The following is a 25,005-nucleotide window of genomic DNA, read 5'->3' as shown; positions in this document are numbered from 1 at the left end:
CTGACCCAGATCGCACGATCGCCCGATCACACGATCGCCAGGTCGGTCGATCGACATCCGCTCCCTCTCAGAGGACAACAGGACACCCGCCATGGCGCGCACCACTTCAAGTTCGACAGGCGGCCCGTCGGCTCCACGGAATCGGACGCCGCAGCCGCTGCCCCGGCGTCGTCGTACGTTCGGGGACTTCGTCAAGGCGTTCTTCGCCTTTGTCGCGCTGGCCGCGCTGGTCGTCGGCGTGCCTGGCGCCCTCGCGTACTCCGTGGGGTGGCCGCTTCCGGGCGGGGCGCCCTCGCTGGACTGGTTGCAGCAGGAGATCACGGTCGGGACGTTCATCAACGTACTGACCGTCGTGGTCTGGCTGGCCTGGGCCCAGTTCACCGCCTGTGTGCTCGTCGAGGTGAAGGCCGCGCTCTCCGGCGTCGGGATGCCCAACCGCGTTCCCGGTGCGGGGGGCAGTCAGCTGCTCGCCCGGCAGCTCGTCGCCGCGCTGCTCCTGGTGGGCGCCACCGCAGCCAGCTTCGCGCCGGGGCTCTCGCAGTTCGGGCAGTCGTTGGAGGGGAACCAGAAGCCCGCGAGCGCCGCTTCCGCCCAGCAGACCCCGGGCGGTCTCTTCGGGCAGGAGCAGGCCGGGAGTGCCGCATCCGCCGTCGCCGAACAGGCCGAGCACGCTGCCGCACACGCGGGCAGCGGCACGGCCAAGGACGGGGACACGAAGTACTACCGGATCCAGCCGCCCGAGGGGCGTCACCACGACTCCATGTGGGAGATCGCCGAGCGGCACCTCGGGGACGGACGGCGGTACAAGGAGATCTACCAGCTCAACAAGGACCGGGAGCAGCCCGACGGGTCCCGCCTGTCCGAGGCCAGCCTCATCCGGCCCGGCTGGATCATGGAGATGCCCGCGGACGCGCACGGCGGCGAGCTCGTCGAGATGCCCGACGAGGCGCCCAAGGTCTCGCAGGACGTGAAGGAGCAGATCTCCGACTACGCCAAGTCCGGGGATCACCAGCAGGGCGGCGGCCAACAAGGAGCGGGTCAGCAAGGCGGCGCCCAAGAGCAGGGCGGCGGCCAGCAGGGCGACCGCGACACCGCGCACATCACCCTTCCCGAGCAGCGGCCCTCCGCGGGCGGGCACGGGCAGCAGGAAGCGCCCGTCGCCAGCAGTGGCAGCGAGTCCGAAGGGTTCTCCTTCGGACTGCCCGAGGCGCTCATCGGCGCTCCGCTCCTCGCCGCCGGTCTCCTCGGCGCGCTCGGCCGCCGTCGCCGTCACGCGCTGTGGCAGTCGGCCATGGGCGCCGTCGGCGGACGTCGCGGCATGGAGCCGCCGACGCCGACCGGGGGCGCGGCCGACGCGCAGGACGCGCTGCTCGTGGGCGCCGACCCCGAGGGCGTACGCCTTCTTGATCTGTCGCTCCGCGGGCTCGCCGCCTCCCTCGCCGAGGAGTCCCGCGCTCTGCCGACCGTCTACGCCGCCTGGCTCAGCAACGGCGATCTGCACCTCCAGCTCGCCCAGCCCGCGGGCCGGCCGCCCGCTCCCTGGCAGCTGGGGCAGGACCAGACGTTCTGGATGCTGTCGCGGTCCGACGCCGAGCGGTACGAGGACGTGGACACCGCCGCTCCCTACCCGGGGCTCGTCAGCCTCGGCACGCTCGACGACTCGCGGCTGCTGCTCAACCTCGAGGCCGTGCCCGGCGTCGTGTCGCTGAGCGGGCGCGAGGCCGACCGTGCCGCCGTGTTCGCCTCCGTCGCCGCCGAGCTCGCCACCAACGGCTGGTCCGACCGCATGACCATCACCCTCGTCGGCTTCGGGCAGGACCTGACGCCGCTCGCGCCCAACCGTCTGCGGCACCTCGACGACATCGAGGCGCTCATCGAGACGATGGAGGCGGAGACGCGGCAGCGGCGCGGCGCCCTGGGGGCGGCCGGGCACGACTCGGTCCTCACCGGGCGTACGGGGCCCGCGCAGCACACCCGCTGGGCGCCGCACCTGGTGCTGCTCGCCGCGGAGCCCACCGGGGACGACGCAGTGCAGCTCGCCGAACTGGCCGCGGACGCCAGCCGGTTGGGCATCGGCTACCTCGTCGGCACCGAGTCCGGTGATCTGCCGGGCGCCGCCTGGGAGATGGAGATCACCCCCGAGGGCAAGCTGCTCGCCCCGCTGCTCGGGCTCGAACTGGAGGCGCAGGCGCTGCCCGAGGCCCAGCAGCGGGCCGTCGTGGAGCTGTTCGTCGACGCCGATCCGGGCGAGGGCGGCGGAGAAGGCGGCAGTGCCGGCCGTACGGGCGCCACCCCGCCGTTCCTCGTCGACGTCACCGAGCAGGGGCGGCCCGCGGTCTACGCACGCCTCGTCGGCACGTACGAGATCATCGGCCTCGACACGCCGGACGGCGAGCGCAGCCCGCTGATGCACGAGGCGCTCGCGCTGCTCCTGCTGCACCGCGAGGGCGTGCACCCGCGGGTGCTCTCCTCCGCGCTGTGGCCGCGCGGTGTCACCGAGGACGTACGGGACGCGCTCATCGACCGGCTGCGGGAGTGGCTCGGCACCGAGCCCGACGGGTCGCCCCGGCTGCGGGCCGACCGGAGCGGGCGGCTCACGCTCGCCAAGTCCGTGGTCTCCGACCTGGACGTGCTGCGGTCGCTGTACCACGAGGCGACCCAGGGCCGCGGGGCCAGCAGCCGGGCCGTGCGCGGGCGGATGCTCACCGACGCGCTGGTGCTCGTCCGCGGGCCGCTGCTCTCCGACCGGCCGCAGGGGCGGTACGCCTGGCTCACGCACGAGATCATCGACGCGCAGCTGCCGCTGCTGGTCGCCGACATCGGGCTCGCCCTCTCCGAGTTCCACCTGGAGAAGGGGCGCGCGGAGAAGGCCATCGAGGCGCTGAACGCCTCGCTGAATTCCGCGCCGGGGGACGAGCGGCTCTGGAACGAGCTGCTGCGGGCCACGCACGCCGTGGGTGACCCGGCGCGGCTTCAGCGGGTGGCCGCCGATCTCGTTGCGCGGAGTGGGGCGCGGGGCGTGCCGCCTCGGACCGAGGCGTTGCTGGATGAGTTGCTTCCTGCTTGGCGTAGTGGGCTTTCCGCCGTCGGGTAGTTCGTCCGCTGCGGGGGGTGGGGCGGTTTCGAGCCCGCCGTTTCGCGGCGGATGTCTCCCACCCACCCGCCCGTATCTCCGCGTCTAGAGGGTGAACCGTTGGACCCCCTGGTGTACCTCGTCGTCGGCGGCGCCCTCTGGGGCGCCCTCGCCGGGCTTCTCGTGCCCCGTGCCGTCTACCGGCTCTCCGTGGCGCCCGACGAAGCCTGGCGTTCCGTATGCCCCGACGGGCACCCCCTCGGCGGTTGGGTCGGGTTCACGCGGTGCCCGCAGGGAGACCGCTTCGGGCCCCGCGGCCCGAGCGTCGCCCTCGCCACCGCCCTCGTCTGCGCCGCCCTGGCCGCCGCGACGGGACCGCGGCCCGAGCTCGCCGTCTGGCTGCTGGTCGCTCCCGTCGGCGTACTCCTCGCCGTCGTGGACTTCGGCGTGCACCGGCTGCCCGACGTGCTCACCCTGCCGCTCGCCGCGGCGGCCCTCGTCCTCCTCGGGGGCGCCGCGCTGCTGCCCGAGCACGGTGGTTCCTGGCTGCACGCGGTGTACGGGGCGCTGGCGCTCGGCGGCGCGTACTTCGTGCTCTTCCTCATCAGCCCGAACGGCATGGGCTTCGGCGACGTGAAGCTGGCGCTCGGCCTGGGGGCCGTCCTCGGCTGGTACGGGTGGGGCGCGGTGGTGCTCGGCACCTTCGCCGGGTTCCTGCTGGCCGCCCTGTACGGGACGGGGCTCGTCATCGCCCGCCGCGCCGGACGCAAGACGGCGATCCCGTTCGGGCCGTTCCTGATCGGCGGCGCGTTCGTGGGCCTGCTCATCGGGGCGTACGCCGCCTGACGTCGGGCGCCGGAACCGGCTGGCGTACGCTGAATCAGTCCGTCCAGAACCCTTACGAACCCTACGAAAGGGACGCCCCGGTGACCGAGAAGGCCGACCTTCAGTCCGTCCTCGACCGTGCCGCCGCAGGTGGGCGGATCAGCGAAGAAGAGGCGCTCGACCTCTACCGCGATGCCCCGCTGCACGCGCTCGGCGCCGCCGCCGACGCGATCCGCCGCCGCCGGTACGCCGGGACCGAGCACATCGCGACGTACATCATCGAGCGCAACATCAACTACACCAACGTGTGTGTGACGGCCTGCAAGTTCTGCGCCTTCTACGCGGCCCCGAAGGACACCAAGAAGGGCTGGACGCGCGACCTCGACGACATCCTGCGGCGCTGCGCCGAGACCGTCGAGCTCGGTGGCACGCAGGTCATGTTCCAGGGCGGGCACCACCCGGACTTCGGCGTCGAGTACTACGAAGAGCACTTCTCGGCGATCAAGAAGGCCTACCCCCAGCTGGTCATCCACTCGCTCGGCGCCTCCGAGATCGAGCACATGGCCCGCATCTCGAAGGTCTCCGCCGAGGAGGCGATCCAGCGGATCCACGCCGCCGGGCTCGACTCCTTCGCCGGTGCCGGTGCCGAGCTGCTCCCGGCCCGCCCGCGCAAGGCCATCGCCCCGCTCAAGGAGAGCGGCGAGCGCTGGCTGGAGATCATGGAGATCGCGCACGGCCTGGGCGTCGAGTCGACGTCCACGATGCTCATGGGCACGGGCGAGACCAACGCCGAGCGCATCGAGCACCTGCGGATGATCCGTGACGTGCAGGACCGGACCGGTGGCTTCCGGGCCTTCATCCCGTACACGTACCAGCCCGAGAACAACCACCTCAAGGGCCGTACGCAGGCGAGCATCTTCGAGTACATCCGCATGATCGCGATCTCGCGGATCTTCCTCGACAACGTGGCCCACATCCAGGGTTCCTGGCTGACCACCGGCAAGGAGGCCGGCCAGCTCACCCTGCACTACGGCGCGGACGACCTCGGCTCGGTGATGCTGGAGGAGAACGTCGTCTCCTCCGCCGGTGCCAAGCACCGCAACAACCTGCGCGACATGATCGACATGATCCGCACCGCCGACCGTGTCCCGGCCCAGCGCGCCACGACGTACGAGCACCTCGTCGTGCACGACGACCCGGCGAACGACCCGACCGACGACCGCGTCGCCTCGCACATCTCCTCCACGGCGATCGAGGGCGGCACGGCTCACCCCGAGCTGAAGCTCCTCGCCAGCAACTGAGGCCGCTTTGCGCACACTTCACGTCGCCGAGGGGTCGCCGGAGACGGCGGTCCTGGTCGACGGGGCGAGCGTCGCCGCCGTCGGCCCGTACGAGGAGCTTGCCGCCGCGCATCCGGACGCGCGCGTCCGGCGCTGGCCCGGCATCCTCACGCCGGGCCTGCTCAACGTGTACGGCCCCGAGCTCCTCGAGGACACCTATCACCCGGACCCGCGTGAGGCGGGCTGGCTCGGCACCGAGCCCATCGGCGGGGAGCGCGCGCGGGCGCTCTTCCGCTCCAATCCGTCCCGGGTGGGCGCCAGCGCCCGCCGGGGCGTACAGCGGCTCTTCGCGCACGGCACGGTGGCGGTCGCGGGCGAACTGCGGGCCCGCCCCGTCGTCGACACCGTCCGCAGGGCGGGCCTGGCGATCGGCCACCGCCCGCCGAGTCTGCCGGGCCCGGCGTCCCTGTCACCGACCCCGCTGGTCCTCCTGCCGCCCCTGACCCAGGGTGCCCCGGCCCGCTTCGCGATCTTCGACGTCCCCACCCGAGCCGAACTGGTAAGCCAGGGCACGGACACGTGCGTGGCAACGGTGCTGGCGGGCCGCCTGGTCTACCGAGCCCGCTAGGCCGCCCCGCAGGGGCGTTCAGGGGCGCGGGGAACGGCGCGAGCAACCACAACAGACCCGCATCCGCGGACCGGCCGCCACAAGGCAGACGCTCCCGCGAGGAAGCCCGCCGCAGGCGAAGCGGGCGGCAGCCAGAGAGCCGCCGCCAAGAGAGAAGACCGGCCTGACACAATGGGCCGGGTGACCCGCGCATCTCTGGACAAGCAGCCGCACGAAGTCGCCTCGATGTTCGACGACGTGGCGGAACGGTACGACCTCACGAACGACGTGCTGTCGCTCGGCCAGGCCCGGCTGTGGCGCAAGGAGGTCGCGAAGGCCGTCGACGCACGGCCCGCGCAGAAGGTCCTCGACCTGGCCGCGGGAACCGCCACCTCCTCGCAGCCCTTCGCGCGGGCAGGCGCGTACGTCGTGCCCTGCGACTTCTCGCTCGGCATGCTGCAGGTCGGCAAGGCACGCCACCCCTGGATGCCGTTCACGGCGGGGGACGCGACGAAGCTGCCGTTCAAGGACGACACGTTCGACGCCGTCACGATCTCCTTCGGCCTGCGCAACGTCCACGAGACGGACCAGGCGCTGCGCGAGATGTACCGCGTGACGAAGCCCGGCGGCCGGGTCGTCATCTGCGAGTTCTCGCACGCGACGTGGGCGCCGTTCCGCACGGTCTACGAGGAGTACCTGATGCGGGCGCTGCCGCCGGTCGCGCGCACGGTCTCCTCCAACCCCGACGCGTACGTCTACCTCGCGGAGTCCATCCGCTCCTGGCCGGACCAGCCGACGCTGGCCGCGCGGCTGCAGGACGCGGGCTGGTCGAAGGTGGCGTGGCGGAATCTGACGGGTGGCGTCGTGGCGCTGCACCGGGGGTTCAAGGCCTAGGCCCGCGGTGGGACGCCCACGACGGGGGAATGCGTGAAATCCTGCGTTGTGAACCGAGTTGACGGGAACCAGGCGCCGGGCAAGATGTGTCCGTTGTGATAGGACTCCGCCGACGCGACGGTGTCGATGCGGATCCGCTCTTTCGCACCGGCAGTTGCCATCGTCGCCCGAACGGGTCGGTCTTTCTGGTCATCTCCCCAATGACGGAGCGTCCCCATGGCGTCGAACTGCCCTCACTGCGGGGCACCCACCCCTGACGAGGCCCGCTTCTGCATGAAGTGCGGTCGAGAGCGCCCGCGTGAAACCACGGTGAGCGAGGGGCCCGTGGACCTGCCCGCGGCGGAACTCGGCGCTCCGACCTCCGCGGGCACGACGCCGGGTGAACCTGCGGCGGACGTACCCGGCGATGGGTCACCTGAAGGCGCACCCGGCGAAAAGGCAGCGGAAGGCCCGCCCGAGAGCACCCCCGCCGGCCCCGGCTACACCGCGGTCTCCCTCTCCGCACCCGAACTTCCGCCCACCCCGGCGGCCCCCGCGCCCGAGGCCCCCGCGTCCCCGCCCCCACCCGCGTACGTTCCGGGCGCACCCGCAGCCCCCTCGCCCCTCGGCGCCTTCTTCGGACGGGCGTTCCGCGGGGACTGGGCAGGGGCCGCGCAAGCCGCCCTGTGGCCCGTGGGGTTGGTGCTCGTCGCGGCCGTCGCGCTGGCCATGCCCTCCTACGGGCAGGGCGACGGCGGCGGTGACGTGGTCGTCGGTTTCGGTGACCGGCTCCGGATCGCCCTCGCACTGCTGCTCCAGGCCGTGGGCGGCGGCTTCGAGGTCTCGGGGAGCGGGCGGCAGCAGTCGTCCGTGTTCGGCGGTGACAGCTCCAGCATGGAGACCGCCATGGACGGCAGCGCCGCTCTGCACCTCATCCCGCTCACCGCCACCGCCCTGTGGATCGGGGCCCTCTTCATCGGCGTACGCATCCTGCGCACCCGCGTCCTCCTGCGTACCGGAGGCCGCGGCGGTGGCACGGCCGGGCTCGAATCGACCGTGCGCGTCACGCTGTTGGTGACGGTGGGCACCCTCGTGCTGGGCCTCTTCGCACAGCCCGAGATCGAGGGCGTCTCGCTCTCCTCGTCGCCGTTCCTTGCCGCGCTCGGCGCGCTCGTACTCGCACTCGCCGTCTCCTTCGGTGTGCTGCACCGCTACGACCTGGCCCCGTGGCTGGCCCAACGGCCGGGCTGGCAGGCGGCGTTCCGTGCCACCGGCACCGCGCTGCGTGCGCTGGCGGTCGTGCTTGTCCTGTGCTCGCTCGTCGCGTTCATCAGCCTCGCCCAGATCGACGACCTCGAAAGCCTCGCCGACCTCGACGAGGCGGACGTGTCCCCCCTGCTCATCGCCCTGCTCCTGCTGCCGAACCTCGGCATCGCCGCCCTCGGCCTCGGCTGGGGAGCGCCGCTCGACGCGTCCGTGCAGGGCAGCAGTTCGGCGTACGGCGGCGGCTACGAGAGTGAATCCTTCGGGCTCTCCGAGCTGGGGGACGTCACCAACGACTGGGCGATCGTGGGGGCGTTGACGCTCGGACTCGTGTGCGCGCTGGTCCTCGGCCTGCTGGCCGCGCGCCGCTCCGCGCACCGGGGTGAGCAGCTCCTCTCCGCGGGGGTCTTCTTCGGGCTCTTCCTGTTCCTCGCCGGAGTCGGCGGGGTCAGTGTCGACGCGTCCGGAAGCGCGTCGGCGGAGTTCGGTGGCGGAGGCGGCAGCGGCTCGGGCAAGGGCACCTTCGAGGCGGGCGTGAGCGTGCCGGACGCCCTGCTGTTCGGGCTGCTCTGGGTCTTCGCCGCCGCGCTCATCGCGCCGTTCCTGTTGCAGATGGCGGGGCAGCGGACGGGGTCCGTCGCGCCGCCGGTGCCGCCGCAGGTCCCGCCGGTGCCGGCCGGCCCCACGGGTGCGCCCGGAGCTTCCGACGCGGCCGGCTCCCTGGCCGACGCGCCCACCGAGGGCGCCGTCGGACTCGTGGGCCCCGTCTCGATGGACAAGCCCGCACCGGGAGTTGGCCCCACACCCTCCACGCCCCTCGCCCTGCCCGCGCCACAGCACGCGTACGACCCGGCCGCGTACGACCCGGCCGCGACCCCCGCCTACGCCCCCGCCTCCTACGACCCGCACGCCTACCAGCTGGGCCCGCAGCCCCCCGCCGCTCCCGAGCGCCGCACCGCCCTCTGGGTCGCCACCCTCACCGCGGCCTTCGTCATCGGCAGCGGTATCGCGGCGGGCGTCCTGCTCTGGCAGGACAGCAACGACGGCTCGGCCGACAAGGCCGGGGGCAAGGACGACAAGCCCGCCGTCAGCGGGAGCCAGGACCCGACGCAGCCGCCGTCGCCGTCCCCCTCGGACAGCCCCTTCGTCACCCCCACGGAGGAGCCGAGCGCGAGCCCGGACACCGTGGACGGCACCCCCGAATCCGAACTGCCCGCGGGCTACGACCGGGTGTCCGACGTGAGCGGCTTCGAGTTCGCCGTGCCCGAGGGCTGGAACCGGCAGGGCGAGGAGCGTCCCGGCCAGATCGTGTACGCCGGGTCGACCGGCCCGGAGCAGTTCCTCGTCGGCGTCGTCCCGAACGCCCCGTACACCTCGTACGAGAACTTCACGACCATCGAGAAGGACGCGAAGAAGGACCCGAAGAAGTCGGACTACCAGCGGGTGCGGCTCGAACCGAACACCTTCCAGGGGCGCAGCGGCGCGATCTGGGAGTACACCTACACCGACAGGGCGGGCCGCGAGATCCACGCGCTGGACCAGAGTTACGTCGCGGACAACGGCACCGAGTACGCCATCCAGCTCTCCTGGCGCGAGGACTCCTGGCCCGTGGGCGAGGGCGAGAAGATCCACGGGATCGCGCTCGAACACTGGCGGCTCAACGGCTGAGGCACCGGTAGCTGAGACACCGGGTGGCGCCACGAAGGCGGGCGCCACAGCGGTCGGCGTCAGAGCACGGCGCCGACCTCGTTGTCCGGTTCGTCCAGTTCCTGCCGCAGCCCGCCGTCCGGAGCTTCCGGGCGGCGGGGTTCGCGCACGCCCGCGCCGCCCTCGCCCTCGCCGGGGCCGAGCTCGAACCAGACGGTGACGACGGCATCGCGTGGGATCCACATCCCGGGGAGGGGGTACTGCCGGACCACGTGATCGAGGACGACCCGGTGGAAGTCGGGGCGGTCCGGCGCCGCGAGCAGCACGCCGTGCTTCGCCGCCGACTCGCGCGCGTCGACGGCCATGAGACCGATCAGCCGCGGCACGCGCACGTCGTCCGTCCCGGGCACATCGGCTGCGTCGGGCGTATTGGGCACGGTCGTCACCCCCTGCGGTACCCGCAGAGTAGACCGCTACAGGGTCAGCCGGAAGCGGTGCGCCTCCCGCTCCGACCCCGGGACCGGCAGGGTCTGCGCCAGCTCCATGCCGAGCCGCCGGGTCACCGCCACGGACCGTGCGTTGCGGGCGTCGACCATCGCCACCACGTCCCGTACGCCCGCCGCGCGCACCCGGTCCAGGGCCGCCCGCGCGGCGGCGGTCGCGTACCCCTTGCCCCAGGCGGCCCGGCCGAGCCGCCAGCCGATCTCGATCTCGCCCTTGGGTCCCCACTCGTGCGGCCAGGGCTGCGCCCCGGTGAAGCCGATCGGCTCACCGTCCGCGTCGAGCAACGTCCAGAAGCAGAAGCCGCGTTCGGCGTCGTGTCTGCGCTGCCGGGCGGTCAGCTCCTCGTACACCGAGAGCTCGGCCGACACGCCCCCGTGGAACTCCATGACATCCGGGTCGTCGAAGAGCCGGTGCCAGACGAAGGCGTCCTCGTGGGTCGGAACGCGCAGGTGTACGGCGGGCAGGGTCTTGGTCGGCAGTGCCTGCTTTGTCACGGGTGGCCCTTCGGCTGGCTGATCAGTACCGCTGCATAGACTGCCCATAACACGTGCCCGCCGGCACACAGATTTCGAGCCTTGGGGAGAACCCGCCGTGACCGAACCCCAGCCCCTCACCGAACACACCGCTGATGTGATCGTCGTCGGGGCCGGGCCAGCCGGTTCCACGACCGCCTATTACCTGGCGAAGGCCGGGCTTGACGTACTCCTGCTGGAGAAGACCGCGTTTCCCAGGGAGAAGGTCTGCGGCGACGGCCTGACGCCGCGCGCCACCAAACAGCTCGTGTCCATGGGGATCGACATCTCCGAGGAGGCGGGCTGGCTGCGCAACAAGGGCCTGCGCATCATCGGGGGCGGTGTACGGCTGCAGCTCGACTGGCCGGAACTCGCCGCCTACCCGAACTACGGCCTGGTCCGTAAGCGCGACGACTTCGACGAGCAGCTCGCACGTCAGGCCCAGAAGGCGGGCGCCAGGCTGCACGAGCGCTGCAACGTCGGCGCCCCCATCGTCGACGACCGCACGGGCCGCATCACCGGCGTGCACGCCAAGGTCGGCGAGGAGAAGACGCCGGTCACCTTCCACGCCCCGCTGGTGGTCGCCGCCGACGGCAACTCGACGCGGCTGTCCCTCGCGATGGGTCTGCACCGCCGCGACGACCGCCCGATGGGCGTCGCCGTCCGCACGTACTTCACCTCTCCCCGCCACGACGACGACTACCTGGAGTCCTGGCTGGAGCTGTGGGACCGGCGCGGCGCCGAGGACCGGCTCCTTCCCGGCTACGGCTGGATCTTCGGCATGGGTGACGGCACGTCGAACGTCGGGCTCGGCATCCTCGACTCCTCCGCCGCCTTCAAGGAGCTGGACTGGCGCGAGGTGTTGAAGGCCTGGTGCGCCTCGATGCCGGAGGACTGGGGCTACACCCCGGACAACATGACGATGCCGATCCGCGGCGCCGCCCTGCCGATGGCCTTCAACCGCCAGCCGCACTACACCAAGGGCCTGCTCCTGGTGGGCGACGCGGGCGGCATGGTGAACCCCTTCAACGGCGAGGGCATCGCGTACGCCATGGAGTCCGGGCAGATCGCGGCGGACGTCATCGTCCAGGCGCACGCCCGCCAGACCCCCGGCCAGCGCGAACTCGCCCTCCACCGCTACCCGAAGGTCCTCAAGGACACGTACGGCGGCTACTACACGCTGGGCCGCGCCTTCGTGAAGCTCATCGGCAACCCGAAGGTCATGAAGATCGCCACGCAGCGCGGCCTGACGCACCCGATGCTGATGCGCTTCACGCTGAAGATGCTGGCCAACCTCACCGACCCGACGGGCGGCGACGCGATGGACCGCATCATCAACGGCCTGAGCAAGGTGGCACCAAAGGCGTGACGCTCTGCCCGATTTGCCCTTACCCCGTGGGTGGTACGAGGCTGGCCGCATGATTTTCATCGCCGTCAAGTTCACCGTCCGCCCCGAGTACGCCGACAGCTGGCTGGAGCGGACCGCCGAGTTCACCCGGGCCACGCGCGCGGAGGAGGGCAACCTCTTCTACGACTGGTCCCGCAGCGTCGACGACCCCAACCAGTACGTCCTCCTGGAGGGCTTCGCCTCGCAGGAGGCGGGCGCGGCGCACGTCGGCTCCGACCACTTCAAGGCCGGTATGGAGTCGATGTCCGAATTGATCGCCTCCACCCCCGAGATCATCCACACCGAGATCCCGGGCAGCAGCTGGTCCGAGATGGGCGAGCTCTCGCCGAAGAGCTGAAGCCCCGCAACGCGCGCAGAAGGGCCGGGAACCCCACTGGGGGGTTCCCGGCCCTTCTGAGTGGCTGTGAGGGCCCTTAGAGGACGCGCACGGCGCCGTCGGCGGGGTAGCCCGACAGGTCCTGGATGACAACGCCCTTGCCGGGGTTGGCGGCGTCGAGGTACTGGCCGTTACCGATGTACACACCCACGTGGTACGCGGAGCCCGCGCCACCCCAGTAAAGGATGTCGCCCACCTGGACGTTGGAGAGCGAGACCGGCGTACCGGCGACCGACTGGTCCTGCGAGACGCGCGGAAGGTCCACGCCCGCCTGCTTGAACGCGGCCTGGACGAGGCTGGAGCAGTCCCAGGCGTTGGGTCCGGAGGCACCCATGACGTACGCGTCACCGAGCTGGGCCTTGAGGAAGCTGATGACCGAACCGACGCTGCCGCTGGCCGGGGCGGGCGCATCGGCGGTGGAGGCGCTGGAGCCGCCGGCGGCGCTGAGCGTCGTGCGCTCGGACGAACGCGAGGCGCGCTCCTCCTCCGCCTTCTTCTTGGCGGCGGCCTCGGCCTTCGCCTTGGCCTTTGCCTTGGCTTCGGCCTGCGCCTGGTCTTCCTTGGCCTGCTTGGCGGCCTTCACGGCGGCCGCGTCCTGCTCGGCACGGAGCTCGTAGCTGTCGGCGGTCTGCTGGGTGGCTTCCGCGGACTGCGCGATCTGCGTGGAGAGATCCGTGGTGAGCGTGGGCATTTCGATGGTCTCGGTCACCGGCTCGGCTGCGGTCGCCGTGCCAGCTGCCGCGGCCACTGCCAGGGTGCTGAGGACGCCACCGGCAACTCCGGCGCGCAGGGCCTGCTTCGTGGCGCTACGACGGGGCTTCCGGTGGCTGGGTATGTGAGCGGTGTGGGACATGAGAACAACCGCTATCAGGGAGTCAGGGTTCCCATCAAGAAACGTGGTCTGCGCCACAGTTGCCCCTGAGAGCCGCGAATCCCGGGCGTGTCACTTCTTATTGACGCCGTAACGGGCAATGCGGACAGGGGTGATCACGCCTGTGATCATGGGTTTTCTGCGATACGCCCGAATTGCCCGTGGACTACCACCGGTTGAGCCGGTTGGCCAAGCCCGGTTAATTCGCCGCTCATGGCGGTGTGGCGCAGGTCACAGGCATAGGCCCGGGGGATCTCTCCGAGATCCCGCCGAGACCTTCCCGAGATCTCCCGAAGAATTCAGGGGTGTTGCCCGTATGGGGGATCGGTGACGGATCGACGAGGGATCGACGACGGGCTCGTGCTGAGGGGGTGCCGATTCGACCTCGGGCGGATGTCCCTCCGGTCGCTCGTGAAGACGCCGCTCCGGTCGCTCGTGAATCGGTGCACGCGTTCAGTGGGCCGTTCGGGCCGTTCGGGCCGTTCGGGGCGTCCGGGGTCGTCCGTCGCCGCCCGCTGTCGTCCACTCCCGTCCACGCCTCTCCCGCCAAAGTGTGAACGAGCCGCCACTATCAAGCCATCGCGTCCAGCGCCAATTTGCTTGCGGCGGCCATCCCTTGATAGGGCGACCCCCTCCCGACCAGGGGTGACGCGCTGAGATGTCACCTCTGGTGATCACTCAGGCGCTTCGCGTATGAAGATCACCGCTCATCCGACTTCATGATCCTTCGTCAGGTGGTGGAGATCACAAAGCCGTTGTCGCACCCCGTGTCGCAGATCACAGACCGGCGGGCATAAGATGCGGGGCAGTTGGGCTTGTGACCTGCTTCACATGTACGCGATCTTCGTGAGGGCGGGGCGCAGTCCAGTGCAACCGCCAACAGTCAGTGCCGACTGAGAGGAGCGAGGAGCGTGAACGCCTATGCGCCCATCCTCGTGCTGGGAGCCCTCGGGGCAGGCTTTGCGATCTTCTCCGTGGTCATGGCCACGCTTATCGGTCCAAAGCGGTACAACCGCGCCAAGCTCGAGGCGTATGAGTGCGGTATCGAGCCGACGCCGACTCCGGCCGGCGGCGGGCGATTCCCGATCAAGTACTACCTGACGGCGATGCTCTTCATCGTCTTCGACATCGAGATCGTCTTCCTTTACCCCTGGGCCGTCACCTTCGACGCGCTGGGGATTTTCGGGCTCGTGGAGATGCTGCTCTTCGTGCTCACCGTCTTCGTCGCGTACGCGTACGTATGGCGGCGTGGCGGCCTGGAATGGGACTAAAGGTCTGAGGGGCCAAGAGCATGGGACTCGAAGAGAAACTGCCGAGCGGTTTTCTGCTGACCACCGTCGAACAAGCCGCGGGCTGGGTGCGCAAGTCATCCGTCTTCCCCGCGACCTTCGGCCTCGCGTGCTGCGCCATCGAGATGATGACGACGGGAGCCGGGCGTTATGACCTGGCTCGCTTCGGCATGGAGGTCTTCCGCGGTTCACCGCGTCAGGCCGACCTGATGATCGTGGCCGGACGTGTGAGCCAGAAGATGGCGCCGGTCCTGCGGCAGGTCTATGACCAGATGCCCAACCCCAAGTGGGTCATTTCCATGGGGGTTTGCGCTTCGTCGGGCGGGATGTTCAACAATTACGCGATTGTGCAGGGTGTGGACCACATCGTCCCTGTTGACATCTATTTGCCCGGATGTCCGCCGCGGCCCGAGATGCTGATGGACGCCATCCTCAAGCTTCACCAGAAGATCCAGGGCGGCAAGCTCGGGGTCAACGCCGAGGAAGCGGCCCGCGAGGCGGAGGAGGCGGCCCTCAAGGCCCTCCCCACCATCGAGATGAAGGGGCTGCTGCGGTGAGCGACGCGCACGAAGAGCACCTCAACGGAAACGGCGTTCCCGCCCCCCGCGACGAGGCCGGCGAGGTCATCGGCGTCCGCAAGGGCATGTTCGGCGCCAACAACGGCGGCGACACGTCCGGTTACGGCGGCCTGGTGCGCACGGTCACCCTGCCGGGCGCCACCGCGCGCCCGTACGGCGGGTGGTTCGACGAAGTCGCGGACGAACTGGAGGGGGCCCTGGAAGAGCAGGGGCTCCTGCCGGAGAACGCGATCGAGAAGACGGTCGTCGACCGCGACGAGCTCACCTTCCACATCGCGCGCGAGCACCTCGTCCGGGTCGCCCAGACCCTGCGCGACGACCCGGCCCTGCGCTTCGAGCTCTGCACGGGCGTCTCGGGGGTGCACTTCCTCGAGGACAAGGGCCGCGAGCTGCACGCCGTCTACCACCTGCGCTCGATCACCCACAATCGCCTGATCCGGCTCGAAGTCAGTGCCCCTGACGCCGATCCGCACGTCCCCTCGCTGGTCTCCGTCTATCCGACGAACGACTGGCACGAGCGCGAGGCGTACGACTTCTTCGGCCTGATCTTCGACGGTCACCCGGCGCTGACGCGGATCATGATGCCGGACGACTGGCAGGGCTTCCCGCAGCGCAAGGACTACCCCCTCGGCGGTATCCCCGTCGAGTACAAGGGCGCCCAGATCCCGGCTCCGGACCAGCGGAGGTCGTACAGCTGATGTCCACTTCTCATGCTTCCGCTCGGGAGACGACCGAGGGGACTGTATATACAGTCACCGGCGGCGACTGGGACGAGGTCGTCCAGTCCGCGGCCCGGTCCGACGACGAGCGCATCATCGTCAACATGGGTCCGCAGCACCCCTCCACCCATGGTGTGCTCCGGCTCATCCTGGAGATCGAGGGCGAGACCGTCTCCGAGGCCCGCTGCGGCATCGGCTATCTGCACACGGGCATCGAGAAGAACCTCGAATACCGCACGTGGACGCAGGGCACGACGTTCGTCACGCGCATGGATTATCTGACGCCGTTCTTCAACGAGGCGGCGTACTGCCTCGGGGTCGAGAAGCTCCTCGGCATCGAGGACCAGATCCCGGACCGCGCCTCGGTCATCCGCGTGCTCCTGATGGAGCTCAACCGGCTCTCCTCGCACCTGGTGTGCATCGCCACCGGCGGCATGGAGCTGGGCGCGACGACGATCATGATCTACGGATTCCGTGATCGTGAACTCGTTCTCGACATCTTCGAGTTGATCACCGGCCTGCGCATGAACCACGCGTACATCCGGCCCGGCGGACTCGCCCAGGACCTGCCCCCGGGCGCGGTGGACCAGATCCGCGAGTTCGTGAAGAAGATGCAGAAGAACCTCGGCGAGTACGACAAGCTCGCCACCGGGAACCCCATCTTCAAGGCCCGTATGCAGGACGTCGGCTACCTCGACCTCGCGGGCTGCATGGCCCTCGGCGCCACGGGACCCGTCCTGCGCTCGGCCGGTCTGCCGCACGACCTGCGCAAGGCGCAGCCCTACTGCGGCTACGAGAACTACGAGTTCGACGTGCCGACCGCCGACACCTGCGACTCCTACGGACGCTTCCTGATCCGCCTGGAGGAGATGCGCCAGTCGCTGCGCATCGTCGAGCAGTGCCTCGACCGCCTCGCGCCCGGCCCGGTCATGGTCGGAGACAAGAAGATCGCCTGGCCCGCCCAACTGGCGCTCGGCCCGGACGGCCTCGGCAACTCGCTCGACCACATCAAGAAGATCATGGGCACCTCCATGGAGGCCCTGATCCACCACTTCAAGCTGGTGACCGAGGGCTTCCGGGTCCCGGCCGGGCAGGCGTACACCGCGGTCGAGTCGCCCAAGGGCGAGCTCGGCGTGCATGTCGTCTCCGACGGCGGCACCCGCCCCTACCGGGTCCACTTCCGTGACCCGTCCTTCACCAACCTGCAGGCCATGGCGGCGATGTGCGAGGGCGGCCAGGTCGCCGACGTCATCGTCGCCGTCGCGTCCATCGACCCCGTGATGGGAGGCGTCGACCGGTGACCACCACTCCTTCCCAACAGGGTGCGGGCGTCAGCCTGGGCATGCCCCAACTCCCCGCCCCCGACTACCCGGCCGACGTACGGGCCAGGCTCGACGCGGACGCCAAGGAGATCATCTCCCGCTACCCGGACTCCCGGTCGGCGCTCCTCCCGCTGCTGCACCTGGTGCAGTCGGAGGAAGGTCACGTCACGCGCACGGGCATGGCCTTCTGCGCGGACGTCCTCGGCCTGACCACCGCCGAGGTCACCGCGGTCGCGACCTTCTACACGATGTACCGGCGCAAGCCCTCCGGTGACTATCAGGTCGGCGTCTGCACCAACACCCTGTGCGCCGTCATGGGCGGCGACGCGATCTTCGAGTCGCTGCAGGAGCACCTGGGTGTGGGCAACGAGGGGACCACAGAGGACGGCAAGGTCACGCTGGAGCACATCGAGTGCAACGCGGCCTGTGACTTCGCTCCCGTCGTGATGGTCAACTGGGAGTTCTTCGACAACCAGACTCCCGAGACCGCCAAGCGGCTCGTCGACGACCTGCGCGCGGGCGTGCAGGTCGAGCCGACCCGCGGCGCCCCCTTGTGCACGTACAAGGAGACGGCCCGGATCCTGGCGGGCTTCCCGGACGAGCGCGCCGGTGCCGTCGAGGCGACCGGCGGCGCGGGCCCGGCCTCGCTGATCGGACTGCGCCTGGCCAAGGGCGAGGTGGCTCAGCCGCGCGTGGTGCACCCGCGCGCGGGCGGCCCGCAGGACGAGGCGCCGGCCGAGCACCTCAGCTCGCACGACGCACCGCAGGAGACCTCGGCATCCGACCCGGCCCACCCGGCCGGACCGACCGCCGAGGAGGGGGAGTGATGACCTTGGCAGCCGAGATCGACAACGAGACGAGCCCCGAGAAGCTGCTCGCGCCGGTGCTTTCGGCGTTCTGGGACGAGGAGAAGTCCTGGACGCTGGACACCTACCGACGGCACGAGGGGTACGAAGGCCTGCGCAAGGCCCTGGCCATGGCGCCGGACGACCTCATCGCGTACGTGAAGGACTCCGGTCTGCGCGGCCGGGGCGGCGCGGGATTCCCCACCGGAATGAAATGGCAGTTCATTCCGCAGGGAGATGGAAAGCCGCACTATCTAGTTGTCAACGCCGACGAATCGGAGCCGGGGACCTGTAAGGACATCCCGCTCCTCTTCGCGAACCCGCATTCCCTCATCGAGGGGATCGTGATCGCGTGTTACGCGATCCGTTCTTCGCATGCCTTCATCTACCTGCGTGGTGAAGTCGTCCCCGTGCTCAGGCGGTTGCACGAGGCCGTGCGTGAGGCGAAAGAGGCGGGGTTCCTGGGCGAGAACATCCTGGGCAGCGGACTCGATCTCGAACTCACCGTGCACGCGGGCGCGGGCGCGTACATCTGTGGTGAGGAGACCGCGCTGCTCGACTCGCTCGAAGGCCGCCGTGGCCAGCCGCGACTGCGTCCCCCTTTCCCGGCCGTCGCGGGCCTCTACGCATGTCCCACTGTTGTCAATAACGTCGAGTCCATCGCGTCGGTTCCCGCGATCCTGAATCGCGGAAAAGACTGGTTCAAGTCGATGGGAAGCGAGAAGTCCCCGGGCTTCACGCTCTATTCGCTGAGCGGCCACGTCACCAGCCCCGGCCAGTACGAGGCGCCGCTCGGCATCACCCTGCGCCAGCTGCTCGACATGAGCGGCGGGATGCGGGCGGGCCACCGGCTCAAGTTCTGGACGCCGGGCGGCTCTTCGACGCCGATGTTCACCGACGAGCACCTCGACGTCCCGCTGGACTACGAGGGAGTGGGCGCCGCCGGGTCGATGCTCGGCACGAAGGCGCTCCAGTGCTTCGACGAGACGACGTGCGTGGTGCGGGCGGTCACGCGCTGGACCGAGTTCTACGCCCACGAGTCCTGCGGCAAGTGCACGCCCTGCCGCGAAGGGACGTACTGGCTGGTCCAGTTGCTCCGCGACATCGAGGCGGGCAAGGGCGTCATGTCCGATCTGGACAAGCTGAACGACATCGCCGACAACATCAACGGCAAGTCCTTCTGCGCCCTCGGTGACGGCGCCGCGTCGCCGATCTTCTCCTCGCTCAAGTACTTCCGCGAGGAGTACGAGGAGCACATCACCGGCAAGGGCTGCCCCTTCGACCCGGCCAAGTCGACTCTCTGGGCCGACCGGCCCGCCGCACATTCGGAGGTGAACGCATGACAGTGACCACCAACAGCGCTCCCTCCGGAGGGGGCGAGGCGGCGGTTCCGCCGGAGGACCTCGTATCGCTGACGATCGACGGCATCGAGATCAGCGTCCCCAAGGGGACCTTGGTCATCCGGGCCGCCGAGCTCCTCGGCATCGAGATCCCGCGGTTCTGCGACCACCCGCTGCTCGACCCCGCGGGCGCCTGCCGGCAGTGCATCGTCGAGGTGGAGGGCCAGCGCAAGCCGATGGCCTCCTGCACCATCACCTGCACCGACGGCATGGTCGTGAAGTCGCAGCTCTCCTCGCCGGTCGCCGAGAAGGCCCAGCGCGGCGTGATGGAGCTGCTCCTCATCAACCACCCGCTGGACTGCCCGGTCTGCGACAAGGGCGGCGAGTGCCCGCTGCAGAACCAGGCGATGCAGGTCGGCGACACGGACAGCCGCTTCGAGGGCAAGAAGCGGACGTACGAGAAGCCGGTGCCGATCTCCACGCAGGTGCTGCTCGACCGCGAGCGGTGCGTGCTGTGCGCGCGTTGCACCCGGTTCTCGAACCAGATCGCGGGCGACCCGATGATCGAGCTGATCGAGCGCGGTGCGCTCCAGCAGGTCGGCACGGGCGAGGGCGACCCCTTCGAGTCGTACTTCTCCGGGAACACCATCCAGATCTGCCCGGTCGGCGCGCTGACCTCGGCGGCGTACCGCTTCCGCTCCCGGCCCTTCGACCTGGTGTCGTCGCCGTCGGTGTGCGAGCACTGCGCGGGCGGCTGCGCCACCCGCACCGACCACCGGCGCGGCAAGGTCATGCGGCGGCTCGCGGCGGACGACCCCGAGGTCAACGAGGAGTGGCTCTGCGACAAGGGCCGCTTCGGCTTCCGTTACGCGCAGAAGCCGGACCGGCTCACCACGCCGCTGGTGCGCAACGCGGAGACGGGGGAGCTGGAGGCCGCCAGTTGGCCCGAGGCCCTCGAAGCCGCGGCCGCCGGGCTCGCCGCCGCGCGCGGCCGGGCCGGTGTGCTGACCGGCGGCCGTCTCACCGTCGAGGACGCCTACGCGTACAGCAAGTACGCGCGCGTGGCGCTCGACACGAACGACATCGACTTCCGCGCGCGCGTGCACAGCAGCGAGGAGGCAGACTTCCTCGCCGCCCGTGTCGCGGGCCGGGGCCGGGATCTCGACGGCGCCGGAGTCACGTACGCGGAAGTGGAGAAGGCGCCTGCGGTCCTGCTCGCCGGATTCGAGGCCGAGGAGGAGGCGCCCGGGATCTTCCTGCGCCTGCGCAAGGCCTGGCGCAAGCACGGCCAGCGGACGTTCTCGCTCGCCACGCATCAGACGCGGGGCCTGGAGAAGGCGGGCGGCACGCTGTTGCCCGCGGCTCCCGGCACCGAGACGCAGTGGCTCGACGCGCTGGCCGCCGGATCCGGTCTTGAGGGCGACGGCGCCAAGGCGGCCGAGGCGCTGCGCGCTCCGGGTGCGGTGATCGTGGTCGGCGAGCGGCTCGCCGCCGTACCGGGCGGGCTCACCGCAGCCGTACGGGCCGCGTCCGCGACCGGCGCGCGGCTGGTGTGGGTTCCGCGCCGGGCGGGGGAGCGCGGTGCCATCGAGGCCGGTGCGCTGCCCTCGCTGCTTCCCGGCGGGCGTCCGTCCACCGACCCGCGCGCGCGGGACGAGGTCGCGGCTGCCTGGCGCGTCGCCGAACTCCCGCACCGCTACGGCCGCGACACCGGCCAGATCATCGAGGCCGCGGCAACCGGCGAACTGGGCGCGCTCCTGGTGGCGGGTGTGGAGGTCGCCGACCTTCCCGACCCGGCACGCGCGCGTGAAGCACTCTCCGAGGTCGGGTTCCTGGTCTCGCTGGAGCTGCGGCCCAGTGAGGTCACCGCGAACGCCGACGTCGTGCTCCCCGTGGCCGCGGTCGCGGAGAAGCCCGGCACGTTCCTCAACTGGGAGGGCAGGGCGCGGATGTTCGACGCCGCGCTCAAGCCCGACCAGATGACGCGCACGCTGGCGCCGACGGACGCGCGGGTGCTGCACATGCTGGCCGACGCCGGGGACGTACATCTCGGTCTTCCCGACCTGGCCACCGCCCGGCGAGAGCTGGACCGGCTCGGCGGCTGGGAAGGAACGCACGCCACCGAGCCCCTGGAGACAGGTGCTCAGCCGCCGAGGCCCGCCTCCGGAGAGGCCGTTCTCGCGGGGCACCGGATGCTGCTCGACCAGGGCCGTCTCCAGGAGGGCGACGAGGCGCTGGCCGGTACCCGGCACGCCGCGGTCGCCAGGCTCTCCGCGGCCACCGCCGCCGAGGCCGGCGTGAAGGACGGCGACATGCTGGCCGTCACCGGCTCCGCGGGGACGGCCGAACTGCCGCTCCAGGTCACCGCGATGCCCGACCGTGTGGTGTGGCTGCCGCTGAACTCGACCGGGGGAGGCGTCACTTCCGACACCGGTGCGCGCCCCGGTGACCTCGTCCGCATCGGCCCGGCGCTCCTGCCGGAGCCCTCTGAGGCCCCGGAGGTGACGTCATGATGCACAACGTGGTGCCGCTCGCGGCGGAAGACCTGTCCATGTTCGGCCGCGACCCGTGGTGGCTGGTCGCCGTCAAGGCGGTCTTCTGCTTCGCGTTCCTGATGGTGACGGTGCTCTTCTCCATCGTGTGGGAGCGCAAGGTCGTCGCCTGGATGCAGCTGCGCATCGGCCCCAACCGGCACGGCCCCTGGGGCATGCTGCAGTCCCTCGCGGACGGCATCAAGCTGATGCTCAAGGAAGACCTGATCGTCAAGCGCGCGGACAAGGTGGTGTACATCCTCGCGCCGATCGTCGCGGCCATCCCGGCCTTCATGGCGATCGCGGTGATCCCCTTCGGGCCCGCGGGCAACGAGATCTCGATCTTCGGCCAGCGCACGACGATGCAGCTCACCGACCTGCCGATCGCGATGCTCTACATCCTCGCGGTCGCCTCGGTCGGCATCTACGGAATCGTGCTTGCGGGCTGGAGCTCCGGTTCGACCTATCCGCTCCTCGGTGGTCTGCGCTCCTGCGCGCAGATGATCTCGTACGAGATCGCGATGGGCGCCGCGTTCGCCTCGGTGTTCCTCTACTCCGGGTCGATGTCGACGTCGGCGATCGTGGAGGCGCAGGCGGACCGCTGGTACGTCCTGCTGCTCCCGGTGTCGTTCCTGATCTACATCGTGACGATGATCGGCGAGACCAACCGCGCCCCGTTCGACATGCCGGAGTCCGAGGGCGACCTCGTCGGCGGCTTCAACACCGAGTACTCGTCGATCAAGTTCGCGCTGTTCATGCTCGCCGAGTACGTCAACATGGTCACCGTCTCGGCGGTCTCGGTCACCCTCTTCCTGGGCGGCTGGCGGGCCCCGTATCCGGTCAGCACCTTCTGGGAGGGCGCGAACCACGGCTGGTGGCCGATGCTCTGGTTCGTGATCAAGGTCCAGCTGCTGCTGTTCTTCTTCATCTGGCTGCGCGGCACGCTGCCACGCGTCCGCTACGACCAGCTCATGAAGCTCGGCTGGAAGGTCCTGATCCCGGTCTCGGTCGTCTGGCTGATGCTCGTGGCCACGGTCAAGGCGATGCGGAACGAGAACTACGACTTCACCTCGATCGCGCTCTATGTGGGCGGCGGAGTCATCGCGTTGCTGTTGCTCTCCGTCGTCGTCGACATCTTCCGCGACAAGCGCGAGAAGGAAGCGGCGGCACGATCCGAGAGCGAGGAGCCGGTGGCCTTCGACCCGATGGCGGGCGGATTCCCGGTCCCGCCCCTGCCCGGACAGAGCCTGCCGCCCGTACCGCGACGACGCCCGCGCCAGGAGCGCGAGTTGATTGTCAGTGGTGGGACGGATACTCAAAGTGACGGAACCCGAAGTGACGGAAAGGAGGCGTCCGATGGCTGAGTCGAAGAAAGAGCCGCAGCACGAGCCACACGAGTCGAACCAATCGAAGCAGGGGTTCCAGAACCCCGTCGCGGGCTTCGGCGTGACCTTCAAGGCCATGTTCAAGAAGCGGCTGACCGAGCAGTATCCGGAGCAGGAGAAGACCACCGCTCCCCGCTTCCACGGCAGGCACCAGCTCAATCGCCATCCGGACGGCCTGGAGAAGTGCATCGGCTGTGAGCTCTGCGCCTGGGCCTGCCCCGCGGACGCGATCTATGTGGAGGGCGCGGACAACACCGAGGAGGAGCGCTACTCCCCGGGCGAGCGGTACGGCCGCGTCTACCAGATCAACTACGCCCGCTGCATCCTGTGCGGTCTGTGCATCGAGGCGTGCCCCACGCGCGCGTTGACGATGACGAACGAGTTCGAGCTGGCCGACAGCAGCCGCGAGAACCTCATCTACACCAAGGAGCAGCTGCTCGCGGGCCTGGAGGAAGGCATGGTCGAGTCACCGCACTCGATCTTCCCGGGCACGGACGAGCAGGACTACTACCGCGGTCTCGTGACGGAAGCCGCGCCGGGCACGGTGCCCCAAGTGGCTCTCTCCAAGGGGGAGACGCCCCAGGAGGCCGCCTCCACCTTCGGGGACTCCGAACCCGCGTCGGGGGAGGTGATCAACCGATGACGCAGCTCGCCGCCTACACCACCTCCACCGGTGAGGCCGTCCAGTTCTGGGTGCTCGGCGCGGTCGCCGTGATCGGCGCCCTGTGCACGATCCTCATGAAGAAGGCCGTGCACAGCGCGCTCTGTCTCGCCGGGACCATGATCATCCTGGCGGTCTTCTACCTCGCCAACGGTGCGTACTTCCTGGGCATCGTCCAGGTCGTCGTCTACACCGGCGCGATCATGATGCTCTTCCTCTTCGTGGTCATGCTCGTCGGTGTCACCGCCGCCGACTCCCTGAAGGAGACCATCAAGGGGCAGCGCTGGCTGGCCGGCATCTGTGGCTTCGGCTTCGCCCTCCTGCTCTTCGCGGGGATCGGGAACGCCTCGGTGAACGAATTCGCCGGACTCAGCAAGGCGAACGCCGGCGGCAACGTGGAGGGCCTCGCCGAGAGCATCTTCACGAAGTACGTCTTCGCGTTCGAGATCACCGGCGCGTTGCTCATCACCGCCACGGTCGGCGCGATGGTGCTGACCCACCGCGAGCGCACGGAACGCGCCAAGACGCAGCGGGAGATGTCCGAGGAGCGCGTGCGGTCCAATCACCTTCCGCCGCTGCCCGCCCCCGGTGTCTACGCCCGGCACAACGCCGTGGACGTCGCGGGTCTCCTCCCCGACGGCACCCCCTCCGAGCTCACGGTCAACAAGACGCTGCGTGAGCGCGGCCAGATCCGCGATGTGTCGGATGAGGCACTCGACGATCTGCGGGCCCTCGAACAGCGCTCCGCGGAGCGTCTGGAGCGGTCGCCCAAGACCGAGGAGGCGTCGAAGTGAATCCGGTCAACTACCTGTATCTCGCGGCGCTGTTGTTCTCGATCGGCGCCACCGGCGTACTGATCAGGCGGAACGCGATCGTGGTCTTCATGTGTATCGAGCTGATGCTCAACGCGTGCAACCTCGCCTTCGTGGCCTTCTCCCGGCTGCACGGCAATCTCGACGGCCAGATCATCGCCTTCTTCACGATGGTCGTCGCCGCGGCGGAAGTCGTGGTCGGCCTCGCGATCATCGTGTCGCTGTTCCGCTCCCGTCACTCGGCCTCGGTCGACGACGCCAGCCTGATGAAGCTGTAAGGGGTC

General features: G+C 70.0%; 22 protein-coding genes and 1 pseudogene. 20 read left to right on the top strand and 3 right to left on the bottom strand.

What is annotated here, in order from left to right; translation table 11 throughout:
* Positions 1–91 precede the first annotated feature (91 nt).
* The 7 genes and pseudogenes from OG302_RS18675 to OG302_RS18645 all read left to right on the top strand — a co-directional run bounded on the left by OG302_RS18675 (position 92) and on the right by OG302_RS18645 (position 9,589).
* Positions 92–3,094, top strand: coding sequence for a BTAD domain-containing putative transcriptional regulator (locus tag OG302_RS18675; protein ID WP_371527817.1), 3,003 nt, complete (start codon positions 92–94; stop codon positions 3,092–3,094).
* A gap of 99 nt (positions 3,095–3,193) precedes the next feature.
* Positions 3,194–3,919 (top strand): A24 family peptidase, encoded by a 726-nt coding sequence (locus tag OG302_RS18670; protein WP_371527816.1) that lies wholly within the window; start codon positions 3,194–3,196, stop codon positions 3,917–3,919.
* Positions 3,920–3,999: 80 nt separating this feature from the next.
* The gene (gene mqnC, locus OG302_RS18665) at positions 4,000–5,199 is read left to right on the top strand and encodes a cyclic dehypoxanthinyl futalosine synthase (protein WP_371527815.1); all 1,200 of its coding nucleotides are present in this window, start codon (positions 4,000–4,002) and stop codon (positions 5,197–5,199) included.
* A gap of 7 nt (positions 5,200–5,206) precedes the next feature.
* Positions 5,207–5,806 carry a hypothetical protein gene (locus tag OG302_RS18660; RefSeq protein ID WP_371527814.1) on the top strand — a complete coding sequence of 200 codons (600 nt, stop codon included), beginning with the start codon at positions 5,207–5,209 and terminating at the stop codon, positions 5,804–5,806.
* 180 nt (positions 5,807–5,986) lie between these two features.
* Positions 5,987–6,679: a demethylmenaquinone methyltransferase gene (locus tag OG302_RS18655; RefSeq protein ID WP_371527813.1), complete on the top strand. Its 693-nt coding sequence runs from the start codon at positions 5,987–5,989 to the stop codon at positions 6,677–6,679.
* Between the two features lie 216 nt (positions 6,680–6,895).
* Positions 6,896–6,964 (top strand): annotated as a pseudogene (locus tag OG302_RS18650) (zinc-ribbon domain-containing protein); the annotation flags it as partial.
* A 24-nt stretch (positions 6,965–6,988) separates the two neighbouring features.
* On the top strand, positions 6,989–9,589 hold the full coding sequence (locus OG302_RS18645; RefSeq protein WP_371750398.1) for a hypothetical protein: 2,601 nt from the start codon (positions 6,989–6,991) through the stop codon (positions 9,587–9,589).
* A gap of 59 nt (positions 9,590–9,648) precedes the next feature.
* Here OG302_RS18645 and OG302_RS18640 read toward each other — a convergent pair whose 3' ends face one another.
* Together OG302_RS18640 and OG302_RS18635 are read right to left on the bottom strand one after the other, a co-directional pair.
* The gene (locus tag OG302_RS18640; RefSeq protein WP_371750160.1) at positions 9,649–9,933 is read right to left on the bottom strand and encodes a serine/threonine kinase; all 285 of its coding nucleotides are present in this window, start codon (positions 9,931–9,933) and stop codon (positions 9,649–9,651) included.
* A gap of 108 nt (positions 9,934–10,041) precedes the next feature.
* A complete protein-coding gene (locus OG302_RS18635; protein WP_371527812.1) occupies positions 10,042–10,566 on the bottom strand; it encodes a GNAT family N-acetyltransferase in 525 nt (174 codons plus the stop codon).
* A 97-nt stretch (positions 10,567–10,663) separates the two neighbouring features.
* Here OG302_RS18635 and OG302_RS18630 point away from each other — a divergent pair, with 97 nt between their 5' ends.
* Together OG302_RS18630 and OG302_RS18625 are read left to right on the top strand one after the other, a co-directional pair.
* Positions 10,664–11,953, top strand: a complete 1,290-nt coding sequence (locus tag OG302_RS18630; RefSeq protein ID WP_361837010.1) for a geranylgeranyl reductase family protein — start codon at positions 10,664–10,666, stop codon at positions 11,951–11,953.
* 49 nt (positions 11,954–12,002) lie between these two features.
* Complete coding sequence (locus tag OG302_RS18625) at positions 12,003–12,329, top strand: putative quinol monooxygenase (RefSeq protein ID WP_371527811.1); 327 nt, start codon at positions 12,003–12,005, stop codon at positions 12,327–12,329.
* 76 nt (positions 12,330–12,405) lie between these two features.
* Here OG302_RS18625 and OG302_RS18620 read toward each other — a convergent pair whose 3' ends face one another.
* The gene (locus OG302_RS18620; RefSeq protein ID WP_361837016.1) at positions 12,406–13,221 is read right to left on the bottom strand and encodes a C40 family peptidase; all 816 of its coding nucleotides are present in this window, start codon (positions 13,219–13,221) and stop codon (positions 12,406–12,408) included.
* A 929-nt stretch (positions 13,222–14,150) separates the two neighbouring features.
* On the opposite strand from OG302_RS18620, the gene OG302_RS18615 reads away from it, so the two are divergent.
* Genes OG302_RS18615 through nuoK form a run of 11 tightly spaced genes read left to right on the top strand, consistent with a single transcriptional unit; the run spans position 14,151 to position 24,999 of the window.
* A complete protein-coding gene (locus tag OG302_RS18615; protein WP_003992243.1) occupies positions 14,151–14,510 on the top strand; it encodes an NADH-quinone oxidoreductase subunit A in 360 nt (119 codons plus the stop codon).
* Positions 14,511–14,530: 20 nt separating this feature from the next.
* Positions 14,531–15,085 carry an NADH-quinone oxidoreductase subunit B family protein gene (locus OG302_RS18610; RefSeq protein WP_160506582.1) on the top strand — a complete coding sequence of 185 codons (555 nt, stop codon included), beginning with the start codon at positions 14,531–14,533 and terminating at the stop codon, positions 15,083–15,085.
* Entirely contained in the window at positions 15,082–15,804 is a 723-nt protein-coding gene (locus OG302_RS18605) for an NADH-quinone oxidoreductase subunit C (protein ID WP_371527810.1), read from the top strand. The genes OG302_RS18610 and OG302_RS18605 overlap by 4 nt, the downstream gene beginning before the upstream one ends.
* Complete coding sequence (locus OG302_RS18600) at positions 15,804–17,126, top strand: NADH-quinone oxidoreductase subunit D (protein ID WP_365823668.1); 1,323 nt, start codon at positions 15,804–15,806, stop codon at positions 17,124–17,126. The genes OG302_RS18605 and OG302_RS18600 overlap by 1 nt, the downstream gene beginning before the upstream one ends.
* A 41-nt stretch (positions 17,127–17,167) precedes the next feature.
* Positions 17,168–17,974, top strand: a complete 807-nt coding sequence (gene nuoE / locus OG302_RS18595; protein WP_371750159.1) for an NADH-quinone oxidoreductase subunit NuoE — start codon at positions 17,168–17,170, stop codon at positions 17,972–17,974.
* Complete coding sequence (gene nuoF / locus OG302_RS18590; RefSeq protein WP_371527809.1) at positions 17,974–19,335, top strand: NADH-quinone oxidoreductase subunit NuoF; 1,362 nt, start codon at positions 17,974–17,976, stop codon at positions 19,333–19,335. Before nuoE ends, nuoF begins: the two co-directional genes overlap by 1 nt.
* Positions 19,332–21,845, top strand: coding sequence for an NADH-quinone oxidoreductase subunit G (locus tag OG302_RS18585; RefSeq protein ID WP_371527808.1), 2,514 nt, complete (start codon positions 19,332–19,334; stop codon positions 21,843–21,845). Before nuoF ends, OG302_RS18585 begins: the two co-directional genes overlap by 4 nt.
* Complete coding sequence (gene nuoH / locus OG302_RS18580; protein WP_371527807.1) at positions 21,842–23,227, top strand: NADH-quinone oxidoreductase subunit NuoH; 1,386 nt, start codon at positions 21,842–21,844, stop codon at positions 23,225–23,227. The genes OG302_RS18585 and nuoH overlap by 4 nt, the downstream gene beginning before the upstream one ends.
* Positions 23,220–23,891, top strand: a complete 672-nt coding sequence (nuoI, locus tag OG302_RS18575) for an NADH-quinone oxidoreductase subunit NuoI (protein ID WP_371527806.1) — start codon at positions 23,220–23,222, stop codon at positions 23,889–23,891. The genes nuoH and nuoI overlap by 8 nt, the downstream gene beginning before the upstream one ends.
* Entirely contained in the window at positions 23,888–24,703 is an 816-nt protein-coding gene (locus OG302_RS18570) for an NADH-quinone oxidoreductase subunit J (protein ID WP_371527805.1), read from the top strand. Before nuoI ends, OG302_RS18570 begins: the two co-directional genes overlap by 4 nt.
* On the top strand, positions 24,700–24,999 hold the full coding sequence (gene nuoK / locus OG302_RS18565; RefSeq protein WP_249588397.1) for an NADH-quinone oxidoreductase subunit NuoK: 300 nt from the start codon (positions 24,700–24,702) through the stop codon (positions 24,997–24,999). The genes OG302_RS18570 and nuoK overlap by 4 nt, the downstream gene beginning before the upstream one ends.
* Positions 25,000–25,005 lie beyond the last annotated feature (6 nt).

It is taken from the genome of Streptomyces sp. NBC_01283, from assembly GCF_041435335.1.
Lineage (GTDB): Bacteria > Actinomycetota > Actinomycetes > Streptomycetales > Streptomycetaceae > Streptomyces.
This window is presented reverse-complemented; position numbering and strand designations above follow the sequence as displayed.

Excerpts from the sequence above, each read along its gene's own strand:
- OG302_RS18620 (WP_361837016.1), bottom strand. The coding sequence starts at position 13,221 with ATGTCCCACACCGCTCACATACCCAGCCACCGGAAGCCCCGTCGTAGC.
- OG302_RS18600 (WP_365823668.1), top strand. The coding sequence starts at position 15,804 with ATGTCCACTTCTCATGCTTCCGCTCGGGAGACGACCGAGGGGACTGTA.
- OG302_RS18585 (WP_371527808.1), top strand. The coding sequence starts at position 19,332 with ATGACAGTGACCACCAACAGCGCTCCCTCCGGAGGGGGCGAGGCGGCG.
- OG302_RS18675 (WP_371527817.1), top strand. The coding sequence starts at position 92 with ATGGCGCGCACCACTTCAAGTTCGACAGGCGGCCCGTCGGCTCCACGG.
- nuoH (WP_371527807.1), top strand. The coding sequence starts at position 21,842 with ATGATGCACAACGTGGTGCCGCTCGCGGCGGAAGACCTGTCCATGTTC.
- OG302_RS18610 (WP_160506582.1), top strand. The coding sequence starts at position 14,531 with ATGGGACTCGAAGAGAAACTGCCGAGCGGTTTTCTGCTGACCACCGTC.
- OG302_RS18570 (WP_371527805.1), top strand. The coding sequence starts at position 23,888 with ATGACGCAGCTCGCCGCCTACACCACCTCCACCGGTGAGGCCGTCCAG.
- OG302_RS18640 (WP_371750160.1), bottom strand. The coding sequence starts at position 9,933 with ATGGCCGTCGACGCGCGCGAGTCGGCGGCGAAGCACGGCGTGCTGCTC.
- nuoF (WP_371527809.1), top strand. The coding sequence starts at position 17,974 with ATGACCTTGGCAGCCGAGATCGACAACGAGACGAGCCCCGAGAAGCTG.
- OG302_RS18625 (WP_371527811.1), top strand. The coding sequence starts at position 12,003 with ATGATTTTCATCGCCGTCAAGTTCACCGTCCGCCCCGAGTACGCCGAC.
- nuoE (WP_371750159.1), top strand. The coding sequence starts at position 17,168 with ATGCCCCAACTCCCCGCCCCCGACTACCCGGCCGACGTACGGGCCAGG.
- nuoI (WP_371527806.1), top strand. The coding sequence starts at position 23,220 with ATGGCTGAGTCGAAGAAAGAGCCGCAGCACGAGCCACACGAGTCGAAC.